The organism is Lysinibacillus irui, from assembly GCF_028877475.1.
Lineage (GTDB): Bacteria > Bacillota > Bacilli > Bacillales_A > Planococcaceae > Lysinibacillus > Lysinibacillus irui.
Window position 1 is genome coordinate 1,215,603 of the sequence record NZ_CP113527.1, and the last position, 26,782, is coordinate 1,242,384.

The 26,782-nt window shown below is 38.2% G+C and carries 33 protein-coding genes; 24 read left to right on the forward strand and 9 right to left on the reverse strand.

Going from position 1 to position 26,782, the window contains the following annotated elements:
* Positions 1 to 27 precede the first annotated feature (27 nt).
* From OU989_RS05745 to OU989_RS05765, 5 genes are all read right to left on the reverse strand, one after another.
* The gene (locus OU989_RS05745; RefSeq protein WP_274797285.1) at positions 28 to 660 is read right to left on the reverse strand and encodes a response regulator transcription factor; all 633 of its coding nucleotides are present in this window, start codon (positions 658 to 660) and stop codon (positions 28 to 30) included.
* Complete coding sequence (locus OU989_RS05750; RefSeq protein ID WP_274796162.1) at positions 635 to 1,675, reverse strand: sensor histidine kinase; 1,041 nt, start codon at positions 1,673 to 1,675, stop codon at positions 635 to 637. Before OU989_RS05750 ends, OU989_RS05745 begins: the two co-directional genes overlap by 26 nt.
* The gene (liaF, locus tag OU989_RS05755) at positions 1,672 to 2,355 is read right to left on the reverse strand and encodes a cell wall-active antibiotics response protein LiaF (RefSeq protein WP_274796163.1); all 684 of its coding nucleotides are present in this window, start codon (positions 2,353 to 2,355) and stop codon (positions 1,672 to 1,674) included. The genes OU989_RS05750 and liaF overlap by 4 nt, the downstream gene beginning before the upstream one ends.
* A gap of 112 nt (positions 2,356 to 2,467) precedes the next feature.
* Positions 2,468 to 3,106 (reverse strand): PspA/IM30 family protein, encoded by a 639-nt coding sequence (locus OU989_RS05760; RefSeq protein ID WP_274796164.1) that lies wholly within the window; start codon positions 3,104 to 3,106, stop codon positions 2,468 to 2,470.
* 15 nt (positions 3,107 to 3,121) lie between these two features.
* On the reverse strand, positions 3,122 to 3,478 hold the full coding sequence (locus OU989_RS05765; RefSeq protein ID WP_274796166.1) for a lmo0954 family membrane protein: 357 nt from the start codon (positions 3,476 to 3,478) through the stop codon (positions 3,122 to 3,124).
* A 340-nt stretch (positions 3,479 to 3,818) separates the two neighbouring features.
* Between OU989_RS05765 and sirA the strand changes: the two genes are divergently transcribed.
* From sirA to OU989_RS05780, 3 genes are all read left to right on the forward strand, one after another.
* A complete protein-coding gene (gene sirA / locus OU989_RS05770) occupies positions 3,819 to 4,244 on the forward strand; it encodes a sporulation inhibitor of replication protein SirA (protein ID WP_004232148.1) in 426 nt (141 codons plus the stop codon).
* Between the two features lie 98 nt (positions 4,245 to 4,342).
* Positions 4,343 to 4,561 carry a YneF family protein gene (locus OU989_RS05775; RefSeq protein ID WP_004232154.1) on the forward strand — a complete coding sequence of 73 codons (219 nt, stop codon included), beginning with the start codon at positions 4,343 to 4,345 and terminating at the stop codon, positions 4,559 to 4,561.
* A gap of 345 nt (positions 4,562 to 4,906) precedes the next feature.
* Positions 4,907 to 5,377 (forward strand): S-ribosylhomocysteine lyase, encoded by a 471-nt coding sequence (locus OU989_RS05780; RefSeq protein WP_274796167.1) that lies wholly within the window; start codon positions 4,907 to 4,909, stop codon positions 5,375 to 5,377.
* A 50-nt stretch (positions 5,378 to 5,427) separates the two neighbouring features.
* On the opposite strand, the gene OU989_RS05785 is transcribed toward OU989_RS05780, so the two are convergent.
* Positions 5,428 to 6,399, reverse strand: a complete 972-nt coding sequence (locus OU989_RS05785; protein ID WP_274796168.1) for an alpha/beta hydrolase — start codon at positions 6,397 to 6,399, stop codon at positions 5,428 to 5,430.
* A 206-nt stretch (positions 6,400 to 6,605) separates the two neighbouring features.
* Between OU989_RS05785 and OU989_RS05790 the strand changes: the two genes are divergently transcribed.
* The 3 genes from OU989_RS05790 (at position 6,606) to OU989_RS05800 (ending at position 8,769) form a co-directional block, all read left to right on the forward strand.
* A complete protein-coding gene (locus OU989_RS05790; RefSeq protein WP_404809716.1) occupies positions 6,606 to 7,790 on the forward strand; it encodes an acetyl-CoA C-acetyltransferase in 1,185 nt (394 codons plus the stop codon).
* Between the two features lie 22 nt (positions 7,791 to 7,812).
* Positions 7,813 to 8,079, forward strand: a complete 267-nt coding sequence (locus OU989_RS05795; RefSeq protein WP_274796170.1) for a YqkE family protein — start codon at positions 7,813 to 7,815, stop codon at positions 8,077 to 8,079.
* 183 nt (positions 8,080 to 8,262) lie between these two features.
* Positions 8,263 to 8,769: a GNAT family N-acetyltransferase gene (locus tag OU989_RS05800; RefSeq protein WP_274796171.1), complete on the forward strand. Its 507-nt coding sequence runs from the start codon at positions 8,263 to 8,265 to the stop codon at positions 8,767 to 8,769.
* Positions 8,770 to 8,790: 21 nt separating this feature from the next.
* On the opposite strand, the gene OU989_RS05805 is transcribed toward OU989_RS05800, so the two are convergent.
* Positions 8,791 to 9,270: a VanZ family protein gene (locus tag OU989_RS05805; protein ID WP_274796172.1), complete on the reverse strand. Its 480-nt coding sequence runs from the start codon at positions 9,268 to 9,270 to the stop codon at positions 8,791 to 8,793.
* Positions 9,267 to 10,166, reverse strand: coding sequence for an aldo/keto reductase (locus OU989_RS05810; RefSeq protein WP_274796173.1), 900 nt, complete (start codon positions 10,164 to 10,166; stop codon positions 9,267 to 9,269). Before OU989_RS05810 ends, OU989_RS05805 begins: the two co-directional genes overlap by 4 nt.
* A 76-nt stretch (positions 10,167 to 10,242) precedes the next feature.
* Between OU989_RS05810 and OU989_RS05815 the strand changes: the two genes are divergently transcribed.
* The 12 genes from OU989_RS05815 (at position 10,243) to OU989_RS05870 (ending at position 21,097) form a co-directional block, all read left to right on the forward strand.
* A complete protein-coding gene (locus OU989_RS05815; RefSeq protein WP_274796174.1) occupies positions 10,243 to 10,800 on the forward strand; it encodes an NUDIX domain-containing protein in 558 nt (185 codons plus the stop codon).
* Positions 10,801 to 10,853: 53 nt separating this feature from the next.
* Complete coding sequence (locus tag OU989_RS05820) at positions 10,854 to 11,366, forward strand: hypothetical protein (RefSeq protein WP_274796175.1); 513 nt, start codon at positions 10,854 to 10,856, stop codon at positions 11,364 to 11,366.
* Between the two features lie 122 nt (positions 11,367 to 11,488).
* Complete coding sequence (fur, locus tag OU989_RS05825; RefSeq protein WP_274796176.1) at positions 11,489 to 11,950, forward strand: ferric iron uptake transcriptional regulator; 462 nt, start codon at positions 11,489 to 11,491, stop codon at positions 11,948 to 11,950.
* Between the two features lie 232 nt (positions 11,951 to 12,182).
* Complete coding sequence (gene xerD / locus OU989_RS05830; RefSeq protein WP_274796177.1) at positions 12,183 to 13,085, forward strand: site-specific tyrosine recombinase XerD; 903 nt, start codon at positions 12,183 to 12,185, stop codon at positions 13,083 to 13,085.
* A 98-nt stretch (positions 13,086 to 13,183) separates the two neighbouring features.
* Complete coding sequence (gene deoB / locus OU989_RS05835; protein ID WP_274796178.1) at positions 13,184 to 14,365, forward strand: phosphopentomutase; 1,182 nt, start codon at positions 13,184 to 13,186, stop codon at positions 14,363 to 14,365.
* 13 nt (positions 14,366 to 14,378) lie between these two features.
* On the forward strand, positions 14,379 to 15,629 hold the full coding sequence (locus OU989_RS05840) for a thymidine phosphorylase (protein ID WP_274796179.1): 1,251 nt from the start codon (positions 14,379 to 14,381) through the stop codon (positions 15,627 to 15,629).
* Positions 15,630 to 15,925: 296 nt separating this feature from the next.
* Positions 15,926 to 16,279, forward strand: coding sequence for an anti-sigma F factor antagonist (spoIIAA, locus tag OU989_RS05845; RefSeq protein ID WP_004232181.1), 354 nt, complete (start codon positions 15,926 to 15,928; stop codon positions 16,277 to 16,279).
* Positions 16,272 to 16,712, forward strand: a complete 441-nt coding sequence (gene spoIIAB, locus OU989_RS05850; protein WP_155590400.1) for an anti-sigma F factor — start codon at positions 16,272 to 16,274, stop codon at positions 16,710 to 16,712. The genes spoIIAA and spoIIAB overlap by 8 nt, the downstream gene beginning before the upstream one ends.
* Positions 16,713 to 16,722: 10 nt before the next feature.
* A complete protein-coding gene (gene sigF / locus OU989_RS05855) occupies positions 16,723 to 17,514 on the forward strand; it encodes an RNA polymerase sporulation sigma factor SigF (protein WP_274796180.1) in 792 nt (263 codons plus the stop codon).
* A gap of 15 nt (positions 17,515 to 17,529) precedes the next feature.
* Positions 17,530 to 18,984 (forward strand): spore germination protein, encoded by a 1,455-nt coding sequence (locus OU989_RS05860; RefSeq protein WP_274796181.1) that lies wholly within the window; start codon positions 17,530 to 17,532, stop codon positions 18,982 to 18,984.
* A 222-nt stretch (positions 18,985 to 19,206) separates the two neighbouring features.
* A complete protein-coding gene (gene lysA, locus OU989_RS05865; protein WP_274796182.1) occupies positions 19,207 to 20,526 on the forward strand; it encodes a diaminopimelate decarboxylase in 1,320 nt (439 codons plus the stop codon).
* A gap of 199 nt (positions 20,527 to 20,725) precedes the next feature.
* The gene (locus OU989_RS05870) at positions 20,726 to 21,097 is read left to right on the forward strand and encodes a GNAT family N-acetyltransferase (RefSeq protein ID WP_274796183.1); all 372 of its coding nucleotides are present in this window, start codon (positions 20,726 to 20,728) and stop codon (positions 21,095 to 21,097) included.
* On the opposite strand, the gene OU989_RS05875 is transcribed toward OU989_RS05870, so the two are convergent.
* Positions 21,094 to 21,600 (reverse strand): DUF309 domain-containing protein, encoded by a 507-nt coding sequence (locus OU989_RS05875; protein WP_274796184.1) that lies wholly within the window; start codon positions 21,598 to 21,600, stop codon positions 21,094 to 21,096. The two genes, OU989_RS05870 and OU989_RS05875, sit on opposite strands and share 4 nt — an antisense overlap.
* A gap of 55 nt (positions 21,601 to 21,655) precedes the next feature.
* Between OU989_RS05875 and OU989_RS05880 the strand changes: the two genes are divergently transcribed.
* The 6 genes from OU989_RS05880 (at position 21,656) to resA (ending at position 26,770) form a co-directional block, all read left to right on the forward strand.
* The gene (locus OU989_RS05880; protein ID WP_274796185.1) at positions 21,656 to 22,435 is read left to right on the forward strand and encodes a segregation/condensation protein A; all 780 of its coding nucleotides are present in this window, start codon (positions 21,656 to 21,658) and stop codon (positions 22,433 to 22,435) included.
* Positions 22,407 to 23,000 carry an SMC-Scp complex subunit ScpB gene (scpB, locus tag OU989_RS05885; protein ID WP_274796186.1) on the forward strand — a complete coding sequence of 198 codons (594 nt, stop codon included), beginning with the start codon at positions 22,407 to 22,409 and terminating at the stop codon, positions 22,998 to 23,000. Before OU989_RS05880 ends, scpB begins: the two co-directional genes overlap by 29 nt.
* A gap of 78 nt (positions 23,001 to 23,078) precedes the next feature.
* Positions 23,079 to 24,149 carry a D-alanyl-D-alanine carboxypeptidase family protein gene (locus OU989_RS05890; RefSeq protein ID WP_274796187.1) on the forward strand — a complete coding sequence of 357 codons (1,071 nt, stop codon included), beginning with the start codon at positions 23,079 to 23,081 and terminating at the stop codon, positions 24,147 to 24,149.
* Between the two features lie 106 nt (positions 24,150 to 24,255).
* The gene (locus tag OU989_RS05895; RefSeq protein ID WP_274796188.1) at positions 24,256 to 24,843 is read left to right on the forward strand and encodes a hypothetical protein; all 588 of its coding nucleotides are present in this window, start codon (positions 24,256 to 24,258) and stop codon (positions 24,841 to 24,843) included.
* Positions 24,844 to 25,168: 325 nt separating this feature from the next.
* Positions 25,169 to 25,900 (forward strand): pseudouridine synthase, encoded by a 732-nt coding sequence (locus tag OU989_RS05900; RefSeq protein ID WP_274796189.1) that lies wholly within the window; start codon positions 25,169 to 25,171, stop codon positions 25,898 to 25,900.
* A 336-nt stretch (positions 25,901 to 26,236) separates the two neighbouring features.
* Entirely contained in the window at positions 26,237 to 26,770 is a 534-nt protein-coding gene (gene resA, locus OU989_RS05905) for a thiol-disulfide oxidoreductase ResA (protein ID WP_274796190.1), read from the forward strand.
* Positions 26,771 to 26,782: the final 12 nt, after the last annotated feature.

A 26,782-nucleotide genomic window follows, 5' to 3' on the forward strand; every position in this document is an offset into this window, starting at 1 on the left:
TAACATGCAGTCTTTTTATGTAGGAGGCTATTTAGCGAGCCCATTTTGAAAGGCGTAGACAACAGCTTGTGTGCGATCTTGCACTTCTAGCTTAGCCAAAATATTGCTTACATGCGTCTTTACCGTTTTTAAGGCGATATATAGCTCGTCGGCGATTTCCTGATTGGCTTTGCCCTGTGCCATCAGCAATAATACTTCCATTTCACGGTCAGTAAGTTGCTCGTAAAGGGGCGTATTATTACCGTGACGCATACGGTGCATCATTTTGGATGTTACCTCTGGCTCTAATACCGTTTCGCCACCTATTGTTTTACGGATAGCATCGGCAATTTGTTTTGCATTTGATGTTTTTAGAATATAACTCACTGCCCCAGCCTCTAAGGCAGGATAGACTTTATCATCATCTAAAAAACTAGTGACCATCATAATTTTTGCCTCAGGCCATGCCGCTAAAATTTCTGCTGTTGCCTCTGCTCCTGTCATGATCGGCATGACATTATCCATTAAAATTATATCAGGTCTAAGTTCAAGGGCACGTTCTACAGCCTCTTTGCCATTTTCAGCCTCTCCAACAACTGTAATATCCGGTTGTGCTGATAAATACGCTGAGACACCAATACGTACCATTTCATGATCATCCGCTATGAGCACTTGTATCATCGTCATTGATCTCCTCCTTATGCAGTGGAATTTTAACCTCCACTATCGTTCCTTCTCCAGGCACTGACACAATTTTATAAGTGCAACCAATTTCAACTGCCCGTTCTGCTATATTTTGTAAGCCATAGGAAGTGGATTTATCTGCCTCTACATCAAAGCCTAACCCATTATCTTGAATTCGTAAAATAGCTAAGTCGTCTCGTGCAACTAAAAGTAACTCCACTTCACTTGCCTTAGCATGACGAAGTGTATTGGAGAGCGCTTCCTGAGCAATACGGAATAAATGGTCTTCCTCTGCCTTGGTTAAGGCCATTTCCTCTAACTCATATTCAATATGAAAATAAACTTTTTGCTGAAGCTCAATAATCAATTCCTCTAAGCCTTGTGCCAATGTTTTATTGTGTAGCGCTACAGGTCGTAAATGCAGCAATAATGCACGCATTTCAAGCTGAGCTTGTTGAACAATTTTCTCCACTTGTTTTAAACTCGTAGCATTTTCGTCATTTTCAGTTAATGCGGAGAGCAACATGGAGGCAGCAAACAGTTGCTGTGACACGGAATCATGCAGTTCTCGAGCAAGTCGTTGGCGTTCAGCAATTATGCGCTCCTGAATAATTTTGTCATTAGCTTCCGCCCGTTCATTAGATAAACGCTGTAAGCTTTTACGCTGTGTATCAATTAATTCACTTGTTTGAATAAGTGCTTTTTTTAATGGCTTTGGTAAAGCTTGCTTTTTAGGAAAAATAAAATCTGGCTCGATTAATTGCTTCACGATACGTGTTGCTTGAGCTTCTCGTGCACGAGCAGTCATACTAATCCAGCTAGCAAACAGGAAGCTGAGTGCAAAAAGGCTAACAACAATGATTCCACCTAGAGGAAAATTATCGTAATTCTGTTGCCATAAAGGCTCCCATCTTTTTTCGTCTGGGTTTCCCCAAACAGCCACAAGCAGCCCAAATGTAGCACTCATTAAAATGAAAAATAAAGTAAACAATCTTGAGATAAAGGCAATCATTTGCGTAGCACCTCCAAATCTCCAAGCCATGTTGCGACATGAATAATCAAAATACGTTTTGCATCCTCAGGGTTGCCATCGGAGAAGCTAACACTTTCATTTAATATACGTTGTGGCCCTACATGTAAGCATGTAAGCTCACCAAATAATGTTGTATAGTGTAAACGGAAAGGGATTTCATATGGAATATAGATCTGAACTTTGCCGATACCTTGCCGAATCGTAATAAGACTAGTACCAGCAGGTAAAATGGTTTGTGTTGTATCAATAGTTATATCTCCTGCAAGGCGTTGAATTTGGACATCTTGCCATTTATACGCTTCCGTAGGAGCAGGTATTGTACCGATTAAGTCATTTTTAGTCGCAGGGAGTTTTTCAAATAGCTCTGCACCAACCACTTTTGGCTCGTTTTCTCGTTGTAAGTATTGATAGAGCATATATAAGAGCATGATTACAATGAATAAACGTAAGCTCCACATAGTAAACAGAGCAACCGCAATAAAGAAAATTCCTGTCCATTTGAAAAAACGTACTTTTTTGGAAAAACTTAAATAGAGAAGTACTGCCCCAATCAATAAACAGAAGGCGCCACCATTATTAAAAATAGTGAGCTCTACAAAAACGAGTAAAAAGAAGCATAGTACCCAAAATGTGAGCTTATTAGTTGTGAAATTTTGCAAGAGGGTCACCCTTCCTTCTACTAATAGTATAAGAGAGGGAATGGGTCCCTCTAATTTAAAACGTGAAAGAATGCGCCTTATAAAGTTGGCGCATTGCTTTCATTATATCATGTTATTTATTTTCAATTAGCAGTGGTGAGCTTTCTTCGGCTGCTTTTTTTTCTAATTCTGCCAATCTTGCCTCAAAAGTTGTAACCTCATGATCTTTGTCGATTTGGTAAGCTAATTTATCAATATAGGCTTCTAAATCTTCAAAATTTGTTTTATTGTTTTTGGCAATCATACCGTCCATTTGATGATGAGCACGTGTTACGTTTTCTTTCCCCATCAACTGTAATTGACGTACTTTCATGTCTTTAATTTTATGTTTCATTGTTTCGAATTTGCGCTCAAGCTCGAAGTATTCTCGTGTACTCGCCTCAATACTTGCTTGTAATGTATGGTTTCGCGCTGTGTAAGCTGTTACTTCATCTGTTGCGAAATCAATTAAATCTTGCTCTCCGCTAGTTGTTGCTAACGCCAATTGAGATTCACGTTTTGCGAGTAATTCAGCGTTCTCTTTAAATTCTTGCTCCAATTTTTCCTTTAATTGCCCTTGACGTTCTAATAATTTACCTGTTTGTTCTGTTTGTTTTTCTGCCTCGCGAATGTACTGGTTTAACATCGCAATTGGATTTTTTTGTTCCTTTTTATCAAATAGGTGATGTATGTCCGCCTCTACTGTATATCTAAAACGTTGAAATAAATTCATGTAAATTCGCTCCTTTTATTTTGTTAGATTTGACCATTCTTTTTCAAAGTTTGTAAATGGATCTTCTTCTTTTTTCCCTTCAATTGTAGGGATTTTTACATCTTCGCCATTCCATTTTTTATAGATGACGTAGATAATAGCGATTGCTGCAAGACCGATCATGGCTGGAATGTTAGAAACTGCAGATAGGACTCCGATTAGACCAACCGTAAACCAGAAAATTTTCCCGAATGTGGATTTGCTAGCGATGTAGAAATGCATGCCCAGTGCTACAAATAATCCGGAGAATAGTAAGCCTGCAAGTGGTCCGATTAAGGCAAGTGCAACACATGCTGCGATGACGCCTCCAGTTAATAAAAGAAATTTTCTCATTTGTTTTAGCTCCTTTCGTTTGTACCTTTATGTTACCTATTTGCATGATTGTCTAAAACGGACTCGAAATTGATTTTGTACTAGGTCTTGAGGCGGAGCTTCTTCTAAGCAGCAGTAATAGAGGGGATTTCGGAGTGTTTTACGACTTACTTTTACTATTTTTGATAACTATTCATCGATTTCTAATGCGAATTTTAGCTTTTGTCATAAAGTCATTTTTAGAACCGAAACTAGAATTTTTTCGACAAAAATAGAAGATAGATCCTTCCTTCGTTTGACAAATTAACAAGAGTGGATGAGCTATACTTATGGAAAAGAAACGAGCGAAGGAGGATTTCTGTTGAGAACCTATTCTATATATAAAATAAAAGAAGAGCATTTAACGTTTATTTTTGGCAGAGAGCGTAAGTTGTTGGAAATGATGCAAGGCTGTGAAGACGCCAATGAGAAATCCTTAAAAGAGCTTGCCTATATATGCGAATCCGTTCGTTTTGAAGAAATTGCAGCAATGTTGGAGCATCAACTTGATTCTAAATATGCCCATTTAGAAAGAGCTCGCAATGCTTTGTTTTTAGAACATCCTATAAAAGGCAAAATGGCTATTTATTTAGTCGATCGTAAAATTTGCGTTTATTGCGAAGGTTCGCGAATGCTAGATTTAGATCTATTTCAAATGCTTGCTAAAATGAGTGAACGGTTTATTGCTTTTAATAAACAGGATAATGAGTGTGGGTGGTTAAAGCCGATGAAGTATACAATGCACTAGGAAAATTCACTACAATATATAGTAACATGCTATCATTTGGTGTATAATGGAGCGTGGAGAGTTTTTCTCGGTATATTGTAGTGGAGGAGGTTGGTTGTATGCCTACATGGGGCTGGATTATTATCGTAATTATCGCATTAGCAGCGGGCGCGGCACTTGGTTTCTATTTCGCTCGTCAAGCTATGATGAAATATTTAAAAGAAAACCCACCTATTAATGAGCAAATGATTCGAATGATGATGGCACAAATGGGTCGTACGCCGTCTGAAAAGCAAGTACGTCAAATGATGGCACAAATGAATAAATTCCAAAAGTAATCGGAATTTTTAAGGAGCAGCTAGTTTCAGTAACTGGTTGCTTTTTTCGTGGGTTCAAAAAGAAGGGATTATCTCAAAAGTAAATTGAGATAATCCCTTCTTTTTGTTTAAGAAATGTTTAATAATGGAGCAGCTATACATTTTTTATCTCAAATATTCAACACTTCTATTATTTCATGAAGGACAAAAAAGCGGATATCGAAAACCCCTTGAAATGGGAGGAACATATTATCAGATTGTTATTCTCTTTAAAAATATAAAATTTCATGCAATTTAAAATATTTACACTTATTTTTGGGAAACTAGCTATAATAGGTAGTATTGATAGAAAAGGAGCTGTTAGAAATGGAACGTGAAAAGACAAATGTAGAAAGTTTTGATCTGGATCATACGAAAGTAAAAGCACCGTATGTTCGTTTAGCAGGTGTTAAAACTGGGAAAAATGGCGATGAAGTGTACAAATACGATATACGCTTTAAACAGCCCAATAAAGAGCACATGGAAATGCCAGCCTTACATTCTTTAGAGCATTTATCAGCTGATATTATCCGCAATTACTCTGATCATATTGTTGATTTCAGTCCAATGGGTTGCCAAACAGGCTTCTATGTATCACTTATTAATCACAATGATTATGAAGATTTATTATCTATTTTGGAAAAAACCTTTACAGATGTGACGAAAGCAACAGCAGTGCCTGCATGCAATGAGGTGCAATGTGGATGGGCGGCGAGCCATAGCTTGGAAGGGGCACAAGCCTTAGCGAAAGAATTTTTAGCAAAACGTGATGAATGGCATATCGTTTTTGCGGAATAAAATAACTTAAAAACCTTGCGTGATTTTTAATCAGCAAGGTTTTTATATTGCTAAAAATGGAAAGGTATGACGTTGGAGGAGGAAGAATCTCGATTTATTTTTTGGTAAATAAAACTTTCTAAAAAATCATGAATTAAATCTTCATATTCATCCATATTTTCATTAAAGGACTGTGCATGTGCACCTGTATCAAAGAGTTTTAATTTTTTTGGACCTACTTTTTTATTGTATAAATCAAGTGACATAGAGGCTGGAATAAATGTATCTGGAATACTATGGATAAAAAGTATTGGCTTTTCAATATGGGTAACTGCTTCAGCAGGTGTGACACTTTTAAAAGAGTAGCCATCTCTTAGGCGAACGAAGAAATCGGCAAAACGGATGGGTATAATGGAACCGTATTTAAATTCTGTTTTGGCGATTTGCTTGAGAAGCATCGAAAAGTCAGAGAACGCACAATCGGAAATGTAAAAATCAGCACCATCTTCTACTGTCCCAGCATACAGTAGCATAGTTGCAGCACCCATGGATTCACCATGAATACCAAGAATAGCATCCTCACCAATCATCGCCTTGACTGTTTTCACAACCGCATCCAGATCGTTTTTCTCATAATAGCCGTAACTCGTAGTTTTGCCTCCAGATTCACCGTGGCGACGGTGGTCAAAAATAACTGAATTATAGCCAAGTCTTTCAAATAATCGCGCGTATTTTACGGAATTTATTTTATTTTCCGTAACACCATGACAAATGATAATGGTGTTATTGGTTTCCAAAGGTTGAAACATAATGCCGCGAATGGTGTAACCATTTGGAGAATCAATATTGAGTTCACACTTCAAATTATTATTATACCAAGCTTCGTCAAAGCGCTTAGCTGTCGTTTCACGTTCGCGAACAAATTCAGGATCTTTTTGCTGTATATACATTAATTTATTGGAAAGCGCGAAGCCGAACAAACCTGTTGCAGCCGCGGCTAGCGTTGTCGTAATACCAGAAAATAAAAGCATCTTCTTTTTCATCTAAAACACCTCCACATGCTATTTCTTATTTGTAATGTTCCCAACTAAGATTGTTTAAAACACGTCAACATTTTACAATAACTTTGGCAAAACTGCGATTATTTCTATTATCGAAAATCGTCAAAACATTTGTTAAAATATACATATCTGCTAGTAGCATATGCATGCAGTGTTGATTTTTGAACGGGGAAAAGGGGAGAATGGACATGACAAATGAGGTAGTAATCGTGAGTGCTGTGCGTACAGCTATAGGCTCATTTCAAGGGACATTGAAAGACGTACCAGCAACAACTTTAGGTAGTATTGTCATTAAAGAAGCATTAGCTCGTGCAGGTGTAGCAAAAGAGCAGGTCGATGAGGTGATTATGGGGAACGTCTTATCAGCAGGACTTGGGCAGAACCCAGCGCGGCAGGCAGCGATAAAGGCTGGTTTACCACATGAAGTGTCAGCTTTAACCATCAATAAAGTATGTGGATCTGGTTTAAAGGCTGTTCATTTAGCAACACAGGCCATTTTAGCAGGAGATGCTGATATTATTGTTGCAGGTGGCTTTGAAAATATGAGTCAAGCGCCTTATGTCTTAAAAAATGCACGAGAAGGCTTCCGTATGGGAGATCAAAAGGTAGTCGATACAATGATTCATGATGGCTTGTGGTGTGCGTTTAATGATTATCATATGGGAATTACAGCAGAAAACCTATGTGATATGTACGAGATTTCACGAGAAGAGCAGGATGATTTCGCAGCTCGCTCACAGCAACGTGCAGAGGCCGCAATTTCTGCAGGCAAGTTTGAAGATGAGATTGTCGCTGTAGAGATTCCTCAGCGCAAAGGTGAGCCTATTCTTTTCGAAAAGGATGAGTTTCCTCGAGCAGGTGTGACAGCAGATTCTCTTGCAAAGTTACGTCCAGCATTTAAAAAAGATGGATCAGTAACAGCAGCGAATGCATCAGGCATTAACGATGGTGCCGCAGCCGTTGTTGTGATGTCAAAGGAAAAGGCACAAGAGCTCGGTATTCAACCAATGGCCATCATATCTGCTAATGCCAGCGCAGGAGTCGATCCAGCCATTATGGGAACAGGTCCTGTCAAAGCAGTGCAAAAAGCGCTAAAAAAGGCAGGGGCAACATTAGATGATGTGGATTTAATTGAAGCAAATGAAGCATTTGCAGCACAATCGATTGCTGTAGATCGTGAATTAAGCTTTAATCATGATAAACTAAATGTTAACGGGGGTGCGATTGCTCTTGGTCACCCAATCGGTGCAAGTGGTGCTCGAATTTTAGTGACGCTGTTACATGAGATGGAAAAGCGTGATGCAAAAACGGGCTTAGCCACATTATGTATTGGTGGTGGACAAGGCGTAGCAACTGTTGTCAAGCGCCCTTAATGTCAATAAGTAGGTGAATGGAATGGGAAAGAAACGAAAACAACAGCAACATGCAGCTAATAGCATGACAGCAAGCTTACCAAAGCAAGAAGCTGTAACATTAGCAGACCAACTAGGTGGCGATGTACTTGCAAAATTAAAAGCTGCGAAGCAAGATTTAACTGCTAAAGAGCAAGCGGCAGAAGAAGAACGCCAAGCAAAACTTGCATTTGAACGCAAACAACGTGAAAAAAATAAATCGTTTGAAGAATTACTAAACGAATACGGAGATAAAGGCTCAAAATATTAAATGGGAAAGCAGTGAATTCATGCATAAATGGATTCACTGTTTTTTTATGTCCATATAAAATATCCTTTAATAGACGATATTATAAAGGCAAGAGATTCTTAATCATAAAATGGAGGACGCTGCCAATAACATATACCTTATTGTAGTTTATTAAATGATTAAATTATGATAGGAGTAACAGCCATGTTAGAAATACAAACAGAAAGATTAAGATTAATACCTTTAAATGCTAAGTATCTACAATTACTAATTGAGCGTGGAGAACAAATGGCAAAAGAGCTGTCGTTAAGTAAGTTTGAGGAAATATTAGATGACGAGCTTAAACAAGCATTGCATTTCAGACTCTTCAAGGTTTTAGAAGATGAGCAAAACTATCTGTGGCATACAAATTGGTTGCTTGTATTAAAAGAACAAAATTGTGCTATTGGAGGCATTATGCTAAAAGGGATGCCTAACGAGAGGCTGGAAGTGATCATTGGTTATTACACTTTTCCTAGTTTTCAGGGATGTGGTTATATGACAGAAACCATCATCGCATTGAAGAACTGGTTACTTAGTCAACCAAATGTAAAGTATGTTATAGCTGATACTGAAAAGGATAATAAGGCTTCCCATCGAGTTTTAGAAAAAGCAGGAGCTACATTATATAAAGAAACAGAGTCATTCTTTTTTTGGAGATTCCTACATTAATTATAGATAAAAGACAAAAGGCTAAAACAACGCCTTTTGTCTTTTATTTTTAAACAATTTCCTTATAATGACGACTGCACCAACAAAAACAATGGCCCCGGCTGTATCAACAAGCACATCTTGACCACTCATCGTGCGACCTGGAGTAAAGCTTTGACGAAATTCATCAAGCATTGCGATAAAAGCCGTGCCGATAATGGCAATAATAGCTGCAAAACGGCGTTTTCCCCATGCAAAGTACAGACCAAGTGCAATACATCCAAACCCGATAAAATGTGTCAATTTACGAATTAAAAATTCTACAAATGGAAAATAACCGCGTTCTTCAATAGATACGGTTGTTCCCCAATACGGAATTTTTAAAACGGATAGTTGTTCTTCAAAAGGTTTATTGGAAAGTAAGTCTTCTAATTCAGGTAAAATACTTTGTTGCTCGTAGGTCATACTTGAAGAGGTGATTAGTATGACTAGACAGATGATAAAGATCAACCATTTTTTCATCGGTGTTCTTGATAATGCTCATCTTTAGTCAGCTTATTGACTTTCTTAAAATCTGTTATCGAATCAATTTTTTCATAGGCAGCAAGTGTTTCAGCTAATTGTTGTTGTGAGCTTGCACCGATGACCGTTGAAGCGATAGTAGGTTCTTTTAGATTAAAGGCGATTGCCAGTGCATGTAAATCATCATATTGAGCAGCTAAGTCTGTTAACGTTGTAGATAACTCATCTACTGTATAGGTATTAAAACCATTTACATGCTGTAGACGTTGTTGCCAGCTATTCGTTAGTAAGCCTTTCGCAACTGTTCCACGTGTTACTACAGATGCACCTTCCTTTGCAATCAACTCAAACCATTCTTCAGGGCGACGGTCTAATGCACTATATTGCATCATAACGCTTTTTGCTGAGCTTGCGGGTAAAAAACGACGTAGCACGTTGGGGCGAATGGAGGAAATACCATATTCCCGAATAAGACCTTCTTTTTTCAAATCCTCAAATGTACTGATAATACCATCCCAGTCATCCTCGATTGTACCACCATGTAATTGGTAAAGATCAATGTAGTCAGTACCTAAACGACGTAGGCTAGCATGTATGGCTTCTTTTATATAGGACGGGGATGCATCCCAGTGCCAGCTATTGACACCTTCAGTCCAGCGATTACCTACTTTTGTGGCTAAAATAACATCTTTACGACGTTTTCCTAGGGTTGCCCCAATAATTTCCTCGTTTGCACCGTAATCATATAAATCTGCTGTATCAATATAATTAATGCCAGCATCTAAAGCCATATCGACAATAGTAGCAGCTTGCTTTTTATCTGTCGAAAGAGACATGCCTCCTAAACTGATCTCTGAAATAAACAATTCACTTGTGCCAAGCTGTCTTTTTTTCATGTGAACAACCTCCTTCGATTTCTCTACTTGTAATGGTACAATGAACATATCTGAAGAACAAGCGAGGTTATCGTCAATGAAAAAGTTTGAGGAAAAAACAACTAAAACGACACCGGTCTATGACGGAAGAATAGTAAAACTACAAATTGATGATGTGACGTTACCGAATGGTCAGGTTGCCAAACGAGAAATTATCAAGCATCCAGGTGCTGTGGCAGTCATTGCTGTTACGGCTGAGGGGAAACTAGTGTTGGTAGAGCAATATCGTAAAGCGCTTGAACGTTCTATAATTGAAATTCCTGCTGGTAAACTTGAGCCTGGTGAGGAACCAGTGGTAACAGCACGCCGAGAATTAGAGGAGGAGACTGGCTATGGGGCACATAGTCTAACTTTTTTACAGGCATTTGCGACATCTCCAGGCTTTGCGGATGAAGTTATTTATCTATTTGTTGCCAAGGGTTTATATAAAATAGAAAATAAAGCAGACTTAGATGAGGATGAATTTGTCGAACTATTAGAAGTTTCGTTGGAAGAGGCACAAACAATGGTAGTAGATCAACGAATATACGATGCTAAAACAGCATTTGCGGTACTTTGGCTTGCAGCAAATTTAGAAAATAATCTTTTAGCATAATAGAGACGGACGAGCATAAGCTGTACAAACCTTGATAGAAAAGGAGCATGTTTATGTCTCGTACGGTGTCTATATTTTATCACGCTTCCATCATTGCGGTAAGTTTCGTTTGTGGTGTTATCTTCTTTCATATTATTGGTGGACCGAAAGCGGAACCATTTATTTTATTTATAGAGCCTCGTTTAGCAGATGAGGACAGGCAATCCATTTTTCGTTTAGTTTTACCTGTTGCTATTTCCATAGGCCTTGTTTTGCTACTAGCGACACATAGCGTTTTAAAGGTTTTAGTACGTGTGACTGTAGCTATGCGTGCCACTTTTTTTGGCTTTAGCTCGGTTTTTTTATTACAAAAACTTGAAGCTTTTTGGCTTTATACGATTTGGTGGTTTCCATTTCAGCTCATCTATTGTATATTGTTGCTAGTCCTATGCAATTTACTTGTACCTGCTTGGTCAAAGCGAAAAATCGGGAAACAAGTATCTGGTCGGACAATTTTGTTGAATTTTATCGCATTTTTCATCATAATAGTTGCAGAGTTTATTGTTATTTCTTATGTGTTAAAATGATGAATTGAATGGACATAAATTGAGATCAGATAAAAAAATAGAAGCTTGTTAGAAATCTATTCACTATCTTGTAATAGGATTTACTCCTTTGGTATAATGGAAAGAGTTTAGGGGGGCGTCACATGGAGAGCCGAATTGATCGTATAAAAAAACAGTTGCATAGTGCTAGTTACAAGCTGACGCCGCAGCGAGAAGCGACAGTTGCTGTCTTGCTTGAGCACGAAGAGGACCACCTAAGTGCTGAGGATGTATACCTTTTAGTAAAAGAAAAAGCACCAGAGATTGGTCTAGCTACTGTTTATAGAACGTTAGAATTATTAACTGAGCTCAAAATTGTCGACAAAATCAACTTTGGCGATGGCGTATCGCGCTATGACTTACGCCAAGAGGGAGCTGCCCATTTCCACCATCATCTTGTTTGTATCGAATGTGGTGCTGTTGATGAAATTCAAGAAGATTTGCTTGAAGATGTGGAAGCCGTAGTTGAAAAACGTTGGAACTTTATCATCAAAGATCACCGACTAACTTTCCACGGCATATGCTGGCGCTGTCATGATAAGAACGACGAAACGAATGAAGACTAATAACGAAAAACTGTCTGTTTTAATCTTTAGTATAGATTGAAATAGGCAGTTTTTTGTTTTATCTTGATGCAGTAGAAAGCAATGATTGGGAAGATTAGCTTTTAGGCTAACCCGAATTTCTGAACTTACGATGTAACGACATGGGTTGAATTATGTCGAATGGAGGGTGCTTTAGCACATTTCTTTTTGCCGTGCTAAAATAGAGAATAATTGACAGTGAGGGGGCGTTGTGATGAATGAGTTTCAATATGCAGTAGAGGACTATATCCATTTTATCCAGGTGGAAAGGCAGTTATCTGATAATACATTAGCATCCTATCGCCGAGATTTAGAAAGCTATGTGCATTTTTTACAGGAGGCAGAGGGGATGGCTGATTTTAGCCGTGTGGAACGAACAACCATATTACGGCATTTAGAGCAATTGCGGGCACAAGGCAAGACAAGCCGTACCGTTGCTCGTCATATCTCCTCTATTCGGAGCTTTCACCAATTTTTACTGCGAGAAAAGCGTGCTGAAACAGATCCAACGGTTCATTTGGAAATGCCAACCATAGAGCAAAAATTGCCGAATATCCTATCTATCGAAGAAATTGAAGCTTTACTAACAGCTCCAAATCGTAGTAAACCACAAGGTATACGTGATCTAGCAATGCTAGAGTTATTATATGGCTCAGGTATGCGCATCAGTGAACTTATTGCGTTGGATTTAGCCGATATTCATTTAACAATGGGCTTTGTACGTGTATTTGGGAAGGGTGGGAAGGAAAGGATTATTCCACTTGGCAAAAATGCACTATCAGCCATTAATGCCTATTTAAACGGTGCTCGTGGTCAATTACAAGGAAAGCATCCAAAAACAGATGCGTTTTTTATTAATCAAAGAGGGAAACGTTTAACAAGGCAGGGTTGTTGGAAATTAATGAAGGAGCATGCATTAAAGGCAGGCATCCAACATGAGTTAACACCACATACATTGCGACATTCCTTTGCTACTCATCTGGTCGAAAATGGAGCCGATTTACGAGCGGTGCAGGAAATGCTTGGCCATGCAGATATTTCTACTACGCAGATTTATACACATATTAGTAAAACCCGATTATCTGAGGTTTATAAGCAATTCCATCCACGAGCTTAACACTTCTAAAAGGAAAAATATTTTTTAGTCGGATGTCTGACCTTTATTTTTAGCTTTTTTTTGGTAAAATAGAGTCATGAGATTAGGAGGCAACCATTATGAATAAACCGTTTAACAAAATCCATGTTGTTGTCATGGATTCCGTAGGTATTGGTGAAGCACCGGACGCTGCAAATTTTGGTGATGTTGGTGCACATACACTAGGACATATCGCTGAAAAAATGAATGGGCTTACAATGCCAGTGATGGAGTCCTTTGGTTTAGCAAATATTGAATCATTGCAAGGCATGCATCCAGTTAAGGAACCAAAAGCATACTACGGTAAAATGCAAGAAGCATCTGTTGGTAAAGATACGATGACTGGTCATTGGGAAATCATGGGGTTAAATATCGATAAACCATTTAAGGTGTATCCAGAAGGGTTTCCAGCGGAGCTTATTTCTGAGCTAGAGAAGCGTACAGGTCGTAAAGTGCTGTGCAATCAACCGGCAAGTGGTACACAAGTCATTGAAGACTTTGGTAAGGAGCATATGGAAACAGGTGCGATTATTGTCTATACGTCGGCAGATCCTGTTTTACAAATTGCTGCACATGAGGAAATCATTCCATTAGAAGAATTATATAAAATATGTGAAATTGCTCGTGAATTAACATTACAGCCTGAATATTTAGTAGGGCGCGTTATTGCACGTCCATTTGTTGGTACACCAGGAAACTTTACTCGTACTTCCAATCGACATGACTATGCATTAAAGCCATTTGGCCGTACAACGATGAATGTTTTGAAGGATGCAGGGTTAGATGTAATTGCTATTGGAAAAATCTCTGATATTTTCAACGGTGAAGGTGTTACAGATGCCGTTCGTACAAAAAATAATATGGATGGTATGGATCGATTTGCAGAGGTTGTACGCCGTGACTTCCGTGGTATGAGCTTCTTAAATTTAGTAGACTTTGACGCCAATTTTGGCCATCGTCGTGATCCATTAGGATATGGACAGGCATTACAAGAGTTTGACGCACGTTTACCAGAAATTTTGGAAGCGATGTCAGAAGAAGATTTATTAATTATTACAGCTGATCACGGAAATGATCCAACCTTCCATGGAACAGATCATACGCGTGAATATGTACCGTTAATTGTCTATTCACCACGCTTCAACGGAGGAGCAGAACTTGCACTTCGTGAAACGTTTGCGGATATTGCAGCAACAGTTGCTGAAAACTTTCATGTAGAAGCACCACCATTCGGCAAAAGTTTCTTACAGGATTTGAAATAAGGGGGTTATTCGTATGAATATGGTTCAACTGTTTGAAAAGAAAAAACAAGGATTAGAGCTATCTCAAGCTGAAATTCAGTATTTTGTTGAAGGCTATACGACAGGTTCAATCCCAGATTATCAAGCAAGTTCACTGTTAATGGCAATACGCTTATTAGGTATGTCTGATGATGAAACGTTTTATTTAACAAAGGCCATGATCGAATCAGGTGATGTTATTGATTTAACATCCATTGAAGGCTTTAAAATTGATAAGCACTCAACAGGAGGAGTTGGTGATAAGGTTACACTTGTTGTTACACCAATTATTGCTTCCCTAGGAATTCCTGTGGCTAAATTTAGTGGTAAAGGTCTAGGTATTACTGGAGGTACAATCGATAAACTAGAATCGATTAAAGGCTTGAAAACAGAGCTTTCCTCACAAGAGTTCATTGATAATGTCAATCGATATAAAATTGCAGTAGCTGGTCAAACAGGTAATCTAGTGCCAGCTGATAAAAAGTTGTATGCCCTTCGAGATGTAACAGGTACGGTTGATTCTATACCATTAATCGCTGCATCAATCATGAGTAAAAAAATTGCAAGTGGTGCCGATGGTATTGTATTAGATGTTAAATGTGGATCTGGTGCCTTTATGAAGACACAAGAAGAAGCACAGCTTTTAGCGGATACAATGACAGCTATTGGAGAAAAACTAGGACGTAAAGTGGTTGCACATATTAGCGATATGGATAACCCACTAGGTAAAATGATTGGTAATAAGCTTGAGGTCGTAGAAGCCTATGCTTTATTAAAAGGACAGTTAGAAGAAACACATGAAGATTTAGTCGATGAATGTGTCGTCATTGCCTCCTTAATGTATCAAGTTGCCGCTGGTGTAAAGGAAGCAGAAGCAACTGCAGCTGTTAAGCGTGTGCTTGCGGATGGTTCGGCCGCTGCAAAATTTGAGGAGTTTATTGTCGCACAAGGTGGAGTAGTCTCTGATATTGTTCAAAATGACACAGCTTATAAAGTAGCGGTAACAGCAATAACAGAGGGTACGGTGGAAACAATTAATGCCCTATTAGTTGGTGAAGCGAGTGTCGGTTTAGGAGCTGGACGTTTAACGAAGGAATCTGAACTTGATTATGATGCAGGAATTCAGTTGATTGCTAAAAAAGGCGATCATGTTAACAATGGTGATACCATTGCTTATCTATACTCAAATAATCCAATTGACGAAGAAACAATTAATAAAGTACAAAAAGCTTATACAATTGTATAAATGTTAGTTTAGCGAGAGCTCTCACTTTTAGAGAGTTCTCGCTTTTTTGTGTTTTAAGGAAAGAACAATCAAATAGGTGGATAGAGCTTAGAAGACAGACAAATTAAAGAATAGAACAATTGAAGTTTAAGAATGAGTTGCGTTTAAAAAATGTAGATTTATCCCATACTGCACTTAACCTAAAAAGCTATAAGTATGTCGATTAGACACTATTTCGGAAGACTTTGCACTAGTTCTGTCAGCCGCAAGGATTCACCGTATTGAATGTGGAATTGCACGAGAAGGAGGCGATGTTCATGCATTATCAATTAGAAATGGTCACAAGAGAGACAGTCGTTATACGTTTGTTTGGGGAGCTCGATCATCATGCAGTAGAACAAATTCGAGCAAAAATTTCTGCAGCAATTTTTCAAGGCACTGTGACGACCATCATTTGGAACTTAGAAGGCCTATCTTTTATGGATAGTTCAGGAGTTGGATTAGTGCTTGGTCGTATGCGAGAGTTAGAAGCAGTTGCTGGGCGAACTATATTATTGAATCCATCGCCAACGATGCGAAAAGTATTTCAATTTTCAGGTTTAGGGCCGTGGATGATGGATGCAACAGAGGAACAAGCGATTGATCGCGTAAGGGGGATTGTAAATGGATAACGAAATGACATTAACTTTTTTAGCACTTAGTGAAAATGAAGCCTTGGCACGTGTGGCTGTTACAGGCTTTATTGCACAATTAGACCCAACAATTGATGAGTTATCAGAATTTAAAACAGTTGTCTCAGAAGCGGTTTCCAATGCCATTATTCATGGCTATGAAGAAAATGGTAAGGGTGTTGTTACAGTTCATGCAAAACGTGAGGATGATATTGTAACAGTATCTGTCATGGATAAAGGGGTAGGAATTGAAGACGTTAGTCGAGCAATGGAGCCGTTATTTACAACGAAAAGTGCAATGGAACGCTCAGGTATGGGCTTTACTATTATGGATAGTTTTTCGGATCAGCTAACAGTTATGTCTAAATGGCAAGAAGGAACAACTGTAACGTTTACGAAGAAATTTTATACAGTTCGCACAGCGGTAATGTGAGGTTGAGACAGTGAAGCCGTTAGAACAGTCGTCCGATAAGCTATTGTCTCAGGAGGAAATGCGTGATCTAATTGCACGTGCACAGCAGGGCGATCATGAGGCTCGTAAACGAATGGTAGAAGGTAATACGAGGCTTGTGTGGTCCATCGTTCAACGTTTTACAACAAGAGGTGTTGAACTCGAGGATTTATTTCAGATTGGCTGCATAGGGCTCATGAAATCTGTGGATAAATTTGATTTAACCTATGATGTGAAGTTTTCAACCTATGCAGTACCAATGATCATCGGAGAAATTCAACGCTTTTTAAGGGATGATGGCATGGTGAAGGTGAGTCGCTCGATTCGTGAGCTGAACTTTAAAATCCGTCATGCTACAGAAGAATTTATTAAAAAGAATGAACATCCACCGACTATTCAAGAGCTTGCTCAGGTGCTTGGTGTTACAGCTGAAGAAATTGTCACAGCTTCTGATGCGCTAAGAGATCCAGCATCTCTCCACGAGCAATTGTATGAAAGCGAAGGGGATTCCATTACATTGATGGATCAAATGAAAGATGAAAAATCAGAACAACCATTTGACTATATTCCATTGAAAGAAGTACTCACGAGACTTGAGCCGAGGGAGCAGTCTATTATTTATTTACGCTATTTTTCAGATTGCACGCAAACTGAAATTGCGACTAGACTTGGAATATCTCAGGTACAAGTATCCCGTTTAGAGAAAAAAATCCTCGCCCAACTGAAAAGTTGGATGGCGACAAGTGCAACAGTGGAGCAAGAAGTAATGAAAAAAGACATCTAAGAAAATGGTGACAGCATGACAAATAAATTATTTAACAGCTTAGAAGAAGCCGAAGATTTTCTTATAGAACATTTTGGTGACGGCGAATCATTTGACGTTTGTGTCAAACACTTATTTGTCAAAGATTTGCCGGTCCTTTGTGCCTATATTAGCGGACTTGTGGACGGGGAAGCTTTAACACAATTACTCTCTAGCATGCTCCCAGATGAGGACTCGGACATTGAAATTGATGTTGAGGATGAGAAAGAATATTTTGAGTCCTATTTTAATTTCCATGGACGTTCAGAGGAAACAGAGCGTAAAGCCTATTTACTATCCATTTTAAGTGGACAAGTAACCTTTATTACTAAAGGGGGCTATTGCTTTGTTGCCGAGTTGAGAAACTACCCGGGTCGTTCACCAGAGGAGCCTGACAATGAAAAGGTTATCCGAGGTTCGAGGGATGGTTTTACGGAAGGAATAATGCAGAATACGGCTTTAATTCGTAGACGAATTCGCAATAGTAATTTACGTTTCGAGCTACATAAAATATCAAAAATCGGCCAAACTGACGTCGCGATTGCATTTATGAAGGATGTTGCCAATGAAGATATGCTCGAAGGATTACGACAGCGTCTTGGACAAATTAATCATGATGGCCTGACGATGGCCGATAAATCGCTAGAAGAATGGCTTTTTAAGCAGAAGTTTCATCCAGTTCCATTTGTACGTTATACGGAAAGGCCGGATATTGCAGCAGCTCATCTACTTGAAGGACATATAGCCATAGTGGTAGATACCTCTCCATCGGTTATTCTTGTGCCTGTTACGATGTTTCATTTATTACAGCACGCAGAAGAGTATAGACAGGCGCCAACTGTTGGAACTTTTGTACGTCTAATGCGGTATTTTGGCTCTGTAATGGGTTTACTTTTACTACCATTGTGGTATGTATTTGCAACGAATGAATCGTTACTTCCTGATGCCCTATCCTTTTTAGGTATTGAGGAAAAATCACATGTACCCTTATTGCTGCAAATTCTGATTGCCGATATAGGTATTGAGTTTCTAAGGATGGCCGCCATTCATACTCCCTCACCATTATCTACTGCGATGGGATTGGTTGCGGGAGTGATTATTGGTCAAATTGCCATTGATGTAGGATTGTTTTCTTCAGAGGTTGTGCTCTATACAGCTGTTGCTGCTATTCTTATTTTCATTATCCCGTCGTATGAGCTCAGTATCTCAATCAAAATTTTTAGGTTGATGTTATTGATTATGACAGGTATATGGGGTGTCAACGGATTATTTATTGGATTATTTTTATTGTTTACGTATTTATGTTCATTGCGACCAATGCAGGCACCTTATTTATGGCCGCTAGTTCCATTCTTTCCAAAGGCAATGCTACGTGTCATTATTCGCTTCCCAATGACTGCGGATGCATTAAGACCTTATGTAGTCGCTTCCAAACAGCGAAAAAGATCATAGGAGCCGTTGCACTCGTTTTTTTCATGTGATAAAGTTCACATATAGTATTTTGTGATTTTTGCAAAAATTATTTTCATTCAAGAAAAAGTAAGTATTATACATTTGCATTTTCTTGCTTAGTGGAAATAATTATTTGATGGTGTACGTTTATTTGAAGGTACAATTTCGCTATCAATGCGTAAAAATAACAAGATGGAACGATGTGAAAAGGGAGAGATGCACATGCATTTATATGGAACACAAGCGGTATCTGAAGATGGTCATTTAACAATTGGACAGGTAGACACACTAGACTTAGCAAAAGAGTATGGTACACCACTTTTCGTGTATGATACTGCACTTATTCGTAAGCGTGCACGTAGCTTTATCGATACGTTTAAAAAATTGGGCGTAAAAGCAGAAGTAGCATATGCTTCAAAAGCATTTGCATGTGTAGCGGTGTATCAATTAGCAGCAGAAGAAAATTTATCATTGGATGTGGTATCAGGGGGAGAATTATTTACAGCTTTAAAGGCAGGATTCCCAGCTGAGCGCATTCATTTCCATGGCAATAATAAAAGCATTGCTGAATTAGAGCTAGCTTTTGACTCCAAAATTGGATGTATTGTTGTAGATAATTTCTATGAAATACAGCTTTTAAAAGAAATTTCGGAGCGCCGTCAGCAAAAAATGCGTATTTTATTACGTGTTACACCAGGGGTTGAAGCACATACGCATGATTTCATTACGACAGGTCAAGCAGATTCAAAATTTGGCTTTGACTTAAACAATGGCCAAGCGGATGAAGCATTCCAACAAACATTTAATCATGAATTCCTAGAGCTATTAGGCTTACATTGCCATATCGGCTCACAAATTTTTGACACTGCTGGCTTTGGCTTAGCTGGAGAAAAGTTGATTGACAAAATTTCTGATTGGAACAAGGCTCACGATTTTACGTGTACTGTGTTAAACTTAGGTGGGGGCTTTGGTATTCGTTATACTGAAGAAGATGCACCGCTTGAACCACAAGTATATGTAGAGGATATGATTACAGTTGTAAAAAATAAAGCAACTGTACTTGGACTGAAAATGCCAGAAATTTGGATTGAACCAGGTCGATCGCTTGTAGGTGATGCAGGAACATCTCTTTATACAATCGGTTCACAAAAAACAGTGCCAGATGTGCGAAAATATATTGCTGTTGATGGTGGAATGAGTGATAATATCCGCCCGGCATTATATGATGCTAAGTATGAGGCTGTCATTGCAAGTAAAGCAAATGCGCCAAAAAATGAACTTTATACAGTTGCTGGTAAATTATGTGAATCTGGCGATAAATTAATTATTGATGCTAAACTCCAAGATGCAGCTTCAGGTGATATCTTAGCTATTTTCTGTACTGGTGCCTATGGTTATTCAATGGCTAGTAACTATAACCGTGTACCTAGACCGGCTGTTGTGTTTGTAGAGAATGGACAGCATCAACTAGCTATTCGCCGTGAAAGTTATGAAGATATTGTGCAAAACGATCTCCCGCTAACTTTAAAAAAGGGTGAGTAAATTTGAGGAAAAATAAATGGGTATTGCTAGCGTCGATTTCAACTTTTATTTTGTTGTGGGGCGTTGTCTATTGGGTGTTGGCATCTAAAGGTATTCTCGGACCTGGTTCGTAAGACAGAAATTGGCTTGCGGTAAAAGTACAAATCGTGTAGGATAGTCAAAGATTATGTACAGCTAGAAAAAGAGGGAATAGACAAATATGTTAATTCGATATAAAAAAGCTTTAGAGAAAATAGCAATGGGGCTACTTTCATTTATGCCTAACGAAAAAGACGTAAAAAAGCTTACAGAGACCATCCACTCCTATGAAAATGATGATCATTGGGTTTTATATTTATGGAAAAAGAATGATGAATATGTTGGTATTGTAGGGCTTGTAATCGATGAGGATAACACGGCTACAATCCAGCATGTATCAGTTGTTCCCTCCTATAGGGGCGAGGGTGTAGCAACGGAAATGCTTCAGGAAGTAGCGGAACTTGGCCAATATGAAAGTGTACGCGCTACGGATGAAACACGAAGCTTCGTTCAAAAATGTATCCATTGTATCGATGAAAAAGCAGACGATTAACAACGTCTGCTTTTTCTTTGTTTGCTTTCTTGTCGCTCTGCAAGAATATGTGAGCGATCTCGTAGCATATGTTTATGAAGAAGATAGGTTGAGCTACTAGAAGGCAAAAGCTGTATACGTGTTATGGTTAACTCCAGTAAACTTGCTGAAAGAGGGAGTTGAAAAGCTTGAAAGGACTTGCCTGCTTTAATGGCAGATAAGGTTGTTGTTACTTGTGTTAGGAGTTGATGATAATCAATTTCCTGGAAAAAAATATGACCTTCATTTTTTTTGAAATTATGAAGTGCCTTTTCTAAAATTCGGACAGCGCCAGTATTGTTACCACGTCGCCAATGATAGAAACCTGTTGCAAGCTGCACATAGCCGACTAAAGGATGCAATTTATCACCTGGTGCAATTTTCTTCCAATATTCCTCAAGCACTTCATGGCATTCAAAAAAATCCTGATTGCCATTAAAATATGCACAGTAATCTATAAATAAAGTATGATGCTGTGGATGCATTTTGGACTCCTTTCCTCTATACTAAAAGAACATAGAATCACAGGGTGGTAAAATAATGTCTTATGAAGTAAAACTAGATGCCTTTTCGGGGCCTCTTGATCTATTATTGCATTTAATTCACAGATTGGAAATTGATATCTATGATATCCCAATGGCTGAAATTACACAACAATATATCGACCATATACATGCTATGCAAGTACTGGAGTTAAATGAAGCGAGTGAATATTTAGTGATGGCAGCAACATTGCTGGCTATTAAAAGTCGTATGCTTTTGCCTATTCATGAAGGAGAAATGGAAGACGCTGAATTAGAAGTGGATGGACCTGACCCGCGTGAAGAACTGGTGCAACGACTAATCGAATATAAAAAATACAAAGAAGCTGCCAGCAATTTGCAAGAACTTGAAACTGACCGATCGCAGGTATTTACTAGGCCACCTGCTGATTTAACAGGTTTAGCCTCAGATGAACAAATGGCTTTGTTTGATTTAAATGTCAATATTTATGACATGCTTGGTGCATTCCAAAAATTAATGCGCCGAAAAAAATTGAAGAAACCTTTAAAAACAACAATTGCTAGACAGGAACGATCAGTAAAAGATCAAATGCGTTCAGTTGTTGATTCTTTACGATCAACAGGTGGACGTGCATCATTTTTCGAGCTTTTTCCCTATGAAGATAAGCCGACACTTATTCTGACGTTTGTATCCCTTCTTGAATTGATGAAACGACAGGTCGTCATCGTAGAGCAAAATGGTAACTTTGAAGATTTAACTGTTACCTTACAGAAGGAGGAATGGGAAGATGACGAAAACATTGATGTTACAGAGTAGAATTGAAGCCTTATTATTCGTTGTTGGAGATGATGGCTTAACGATTAAACAATTATCACAACTTTTAGGGGAACAGGAAGAGCTCATTGTTCAGGCGATGAGTGCCTTGAGAGAAGCTTATGACGAGGATTTAACTAGAGGAATCACTGTAAAAGAAATTGCGGGCGTTTATCAGTTAATTACAAAATCAGAGTTTGCTGATACGATTCAAAGATTAGTAGAGAACCCAACGGCCCAATCTTTATCCCAAGCCTCCCTCGAAGTATTAGCGATAGTAGCTTATAAACAACCAATTACCCGTGTGGCAATAGAGGATTTACGTGGTGTGAAGTGTGAACGACCAATCCAAACATTAGTTTCACGAGGATTAATTAAAGAGGTAGGGCGCTCTGAGGGAACTGGACGTGCCATTTTATACGGGACAACTAAAGAATTTTTACATTATTTTGGTTTGAATAGTATTGATGAAATGCCACCTCTACCTGATGAAGACCTTATGGAAACTGAACAAGAAACAGATTTATTTATGACTAAATTTCAAGAGACGTTTAGTGGTTCAAAGTAATTTGTTAGGTATAATGCCTAGCCTTCAACATAAATATAAATCTATATTTTCCTATCATATTGAATAAGGAGTGGCTAGTTGCTTCGGTTATTTCGTTTTACACTGTTTATGATTATTTTGCTAATGGTAATGCTCCCACAAACCAGCTATGCAAGAGGTGGAAGTGGCTATGCTGTCTTAGATGGAGAAACAGGACGTGTTTTAATAGGATCTAACAGCGATGCGCGATTACCTATTGCTAGCTTAACGAAAATTTGGACGGCGCTGGTGGCAATCGAAAATAGTGATCTCCAAGATGAAGTTGTTATTTCACCGAAAGCTGCTATGTCTGAAGGCAGTTCCATTTATTTGCAGGCTGGCGAAACGGTGACAGTAGAAACGTTATTATATGGTTTAATGTTACGTTCAGGTAATGATGCTGCCACAGCTTTAGCAGAGCATGTGGGGGGGTCTGTGGAGGGCTTTGTTAAATTAATGAATGAAAGAGCTGTAATTGCGGGTCTTTCTAATACAGTTTTTATGAATCCATCTGGCCTTCATCATGAAGAACATTTATCGTCTGCAAGGGATACTGCAGAGATGTTAAGAATTGCCCTGCAAAATAAAACCTTTGAGAAAATTGCTTCAACTGTTCTTTATCGGGCGGATACGGTAAACGGAATGCTGTGGGAAAATAAACATCGTTTATTAAGAGAAGGCTCAGGGATGGCTGCAGACATTGATGATGAAACGGAGCAACCTGTCAGTTCTTTGAAATCAGCCACAGGTACGGCCTTTGCTGGTAAAACAGGCTTTACAAAAGTTGCTGGGCGTACACTTGCAACCGCCTTTCAAAAGGACGGGCAAACATGTATTGTCGTAACATTAAATGAATCAGATGATTGGAATGTGCATCGAGGACTATCCAATAAAGTATGGCAAGATTATAGTCTTGAAACAGTAGTGAAAAAAGGGAAATACAACGTTAATAAGAAATTGGCGATTCGTTTAGAACAGCCTATACGCCTACAATTAAATAAAGAAGAAAAAGAGCAAGTACGGCAAGTTCTACATGTTTCAAGGAAACGTAAGGAAGCTGTCTTGTCAATCTTTATTGGGGAAAACCGTATTTATGCTACACCTGTAAAAGTTGAATCAGCGAATCGTTGAAAAACGAGACGCTGATTTTTTACATTAATTGATTAATTGAGGGTAAATTTGGTAAGATGATAATGAGGTTAATAGTCTTAATTTTCTAAAAAAGGAGGAGGAATATTTGAGGAGTGTTTCTGTTGAAACAAATAGTAGACAGATTCAATTAGGGATAATCATTGTATTGTTCTTATCAAGTTTAATTATCCCTGTCATTCTACTATTTCCGATTCAAGAGTGGTTTTATCGACCAAAAGAGGTTTATTATTTTGAACCGTACTTGCAAGCTTATATAATATTTATGGCCGCATTATTGTTCATGGCACTAGCACTATTAATAAATTATTTGATCATACCTGAAACTAAAAAAGGTAAAAGTATTCAACGTGGTATACTGATTACTTCCTTTTTAATTGCTTTAATCTTCATTGCCTTGAGCTTTAATCACTATAAAGTAATGGATTCAAATGGTATTCATATGAATCAATTTTTTAGTTTAAAAGAGGATTTTGTCGCCTGGGAAGAAATAGTGAAAGCTGAGCAAGTAAATGTAAAAAAAGATGGAGCGACAAAGCCTGAGCGACTGGTATTTACATTAAAAGATGGTTCCACAATTGAAGAACCTACATCGACTAAATTGATGCTAGCAAAAAACTTTATTTCCTTTGAGTTAAATCAACGTGGATTAACAATTGAAAATGTGTTTGAATAAAGCTGCCGTGTGGTAGCTTTTTTTGTTAGAAAAAAGGAAGTACAAATAGTTTATATAAACATTTTTTAGGAACGATTTGCTTTCTGGTAAAAAGAGCATACTACTATCTAGGACTGATAAAAAAGTTTTTCCTTAATTTGGTGAATGAACAGAAGATAGATAATTACGAATACTCTAATAACAAATGTGAAATTTGTTTTTCTTTAATAATGCTTAAAAGTATGACATAATTTTCACAGATTGGCGGGAAAAATAACCCTATTCATGAGGTTGAAATCGAATGGTGACGAAAGTGTCAATGTGAAAGAAAACTAGAGGTGAAAAAATGGAAAGATTACAAAAAGTCATTGCCTATGCAGGAGTTGCCTCAAGGCGAAAGGCAGAGCAATTGATTTTAGAAGGTAAAGTAAAAGTAAACGGTGAAGTTGTTCGTGAGTTAGGAACAAAGGTATCTAATTCCGATACAATTGAAGTAGAAGGTGTGAAACTTGAAAAGGAAGATAAGGTTTATTTCTTACTATATAAACCACGTGGCACAATTTCAGCTGTAACAGATGATAAAGGACGCAAAACTGTCACAGATTTATTTCATCATATTCCGCAACGTATTTTCCCAGTTGGTCGTCTTGATTATGATACATCTGGATTATTGTTATTGACAAATGATGGAGAATTTTCCTATATGCTGACACATCCAAAGTTTAAAATTGATAAAACGTATATCGCTCGTGTCAAAGGTGTTCCAACAATTGAAGGGCTTAAAAAGCTTCAAAGAGGGATTAAATTAGAGGATGGTAAGACAGCACCAGCTAAGGTTAGTATGACATCCTTTGATGAAAAAGCAGGCAAAGCGATTTGTGAAATTACGATTCATGAAGGTCGCAATCGCCAAGTGCGCCGTATGTTTGAAGCAATTGGTACTCCTGTTGTTAAATTAAAGCGTGAACGCTTTGCATTTTTAGATTTATATGGCCTTGCCCCAGGTGAATACCGTGAATTGACAAAGCATGAAGTAAAACAATTGCGTGTCTTAGCAGAAACAGGAAAGCTTGATTAAAAGAACTTCCCTGAAGAAAGGTTAGATACCTCGAAAGGTATTAAAAATGTTTACACTTTCTTTGTGGTGAAATCGTTCATAAATCATTCATAATTAATAGCTAAGTGTTTTTGTATCATTTTGCTATAATAGGTGAGAATAGTACACCTAGTAACAGTTTGCATAAAAAGAACTGTAGCACATTTTAATCTGGTATTGTTGACGTCCATGTGAAAGAAGTTTTTACATACTCAAAGACGTAAATAAAATGAAAAAGTTCTATCTGGGTCTTTAAAATGTAAAAGCTTCACGTCTACAAAATTACGCTATGTCGTAATTGATAGGGGGTTTATTAACTTGGAGAAAAAGAAAAAGCGACTCGTACTGCGAACGGTCATTTTAGCCGTGCTGGCATTGGCAATTGGGTACACGGTTTATGGAACAGCAACAAAGGAAAAAGTAGAGTTAGTGGCAGTAGGGTCTGAAGCACCTGACTTCACGTTAGTAGATTTAAATGGTGAAAAACATAAATTGTCTGATTATAAAGGACAAGGGGTATTTTTAAACTTCTGGGGAACTTGGTGTAAGCCTTGTGAGAAGGAAATGCCTGCGATGGATAATCAGTATCAAGTGTTTAAAGATCAAGGTGTACAAACATTAGCTGTTAATATTGCGCAAACAGACTTTGAAGTGCAGAATTTTGTCGATCGTTATAATTTATCATTCCCAGTAGTCATTGACAAAACGAAAAGTGTTATGACTGCATACAATGTAGGTCAATTACCTGCTACAGTGTTAATTGATCCAGAAGGCAAAGTAGCGAAAATTATCACAGGTGAAATGACGGAGGAAAATATCGCTTCGTTCATGGAATTAGTGAAGCCGAAATAAGGAGTAAATGAC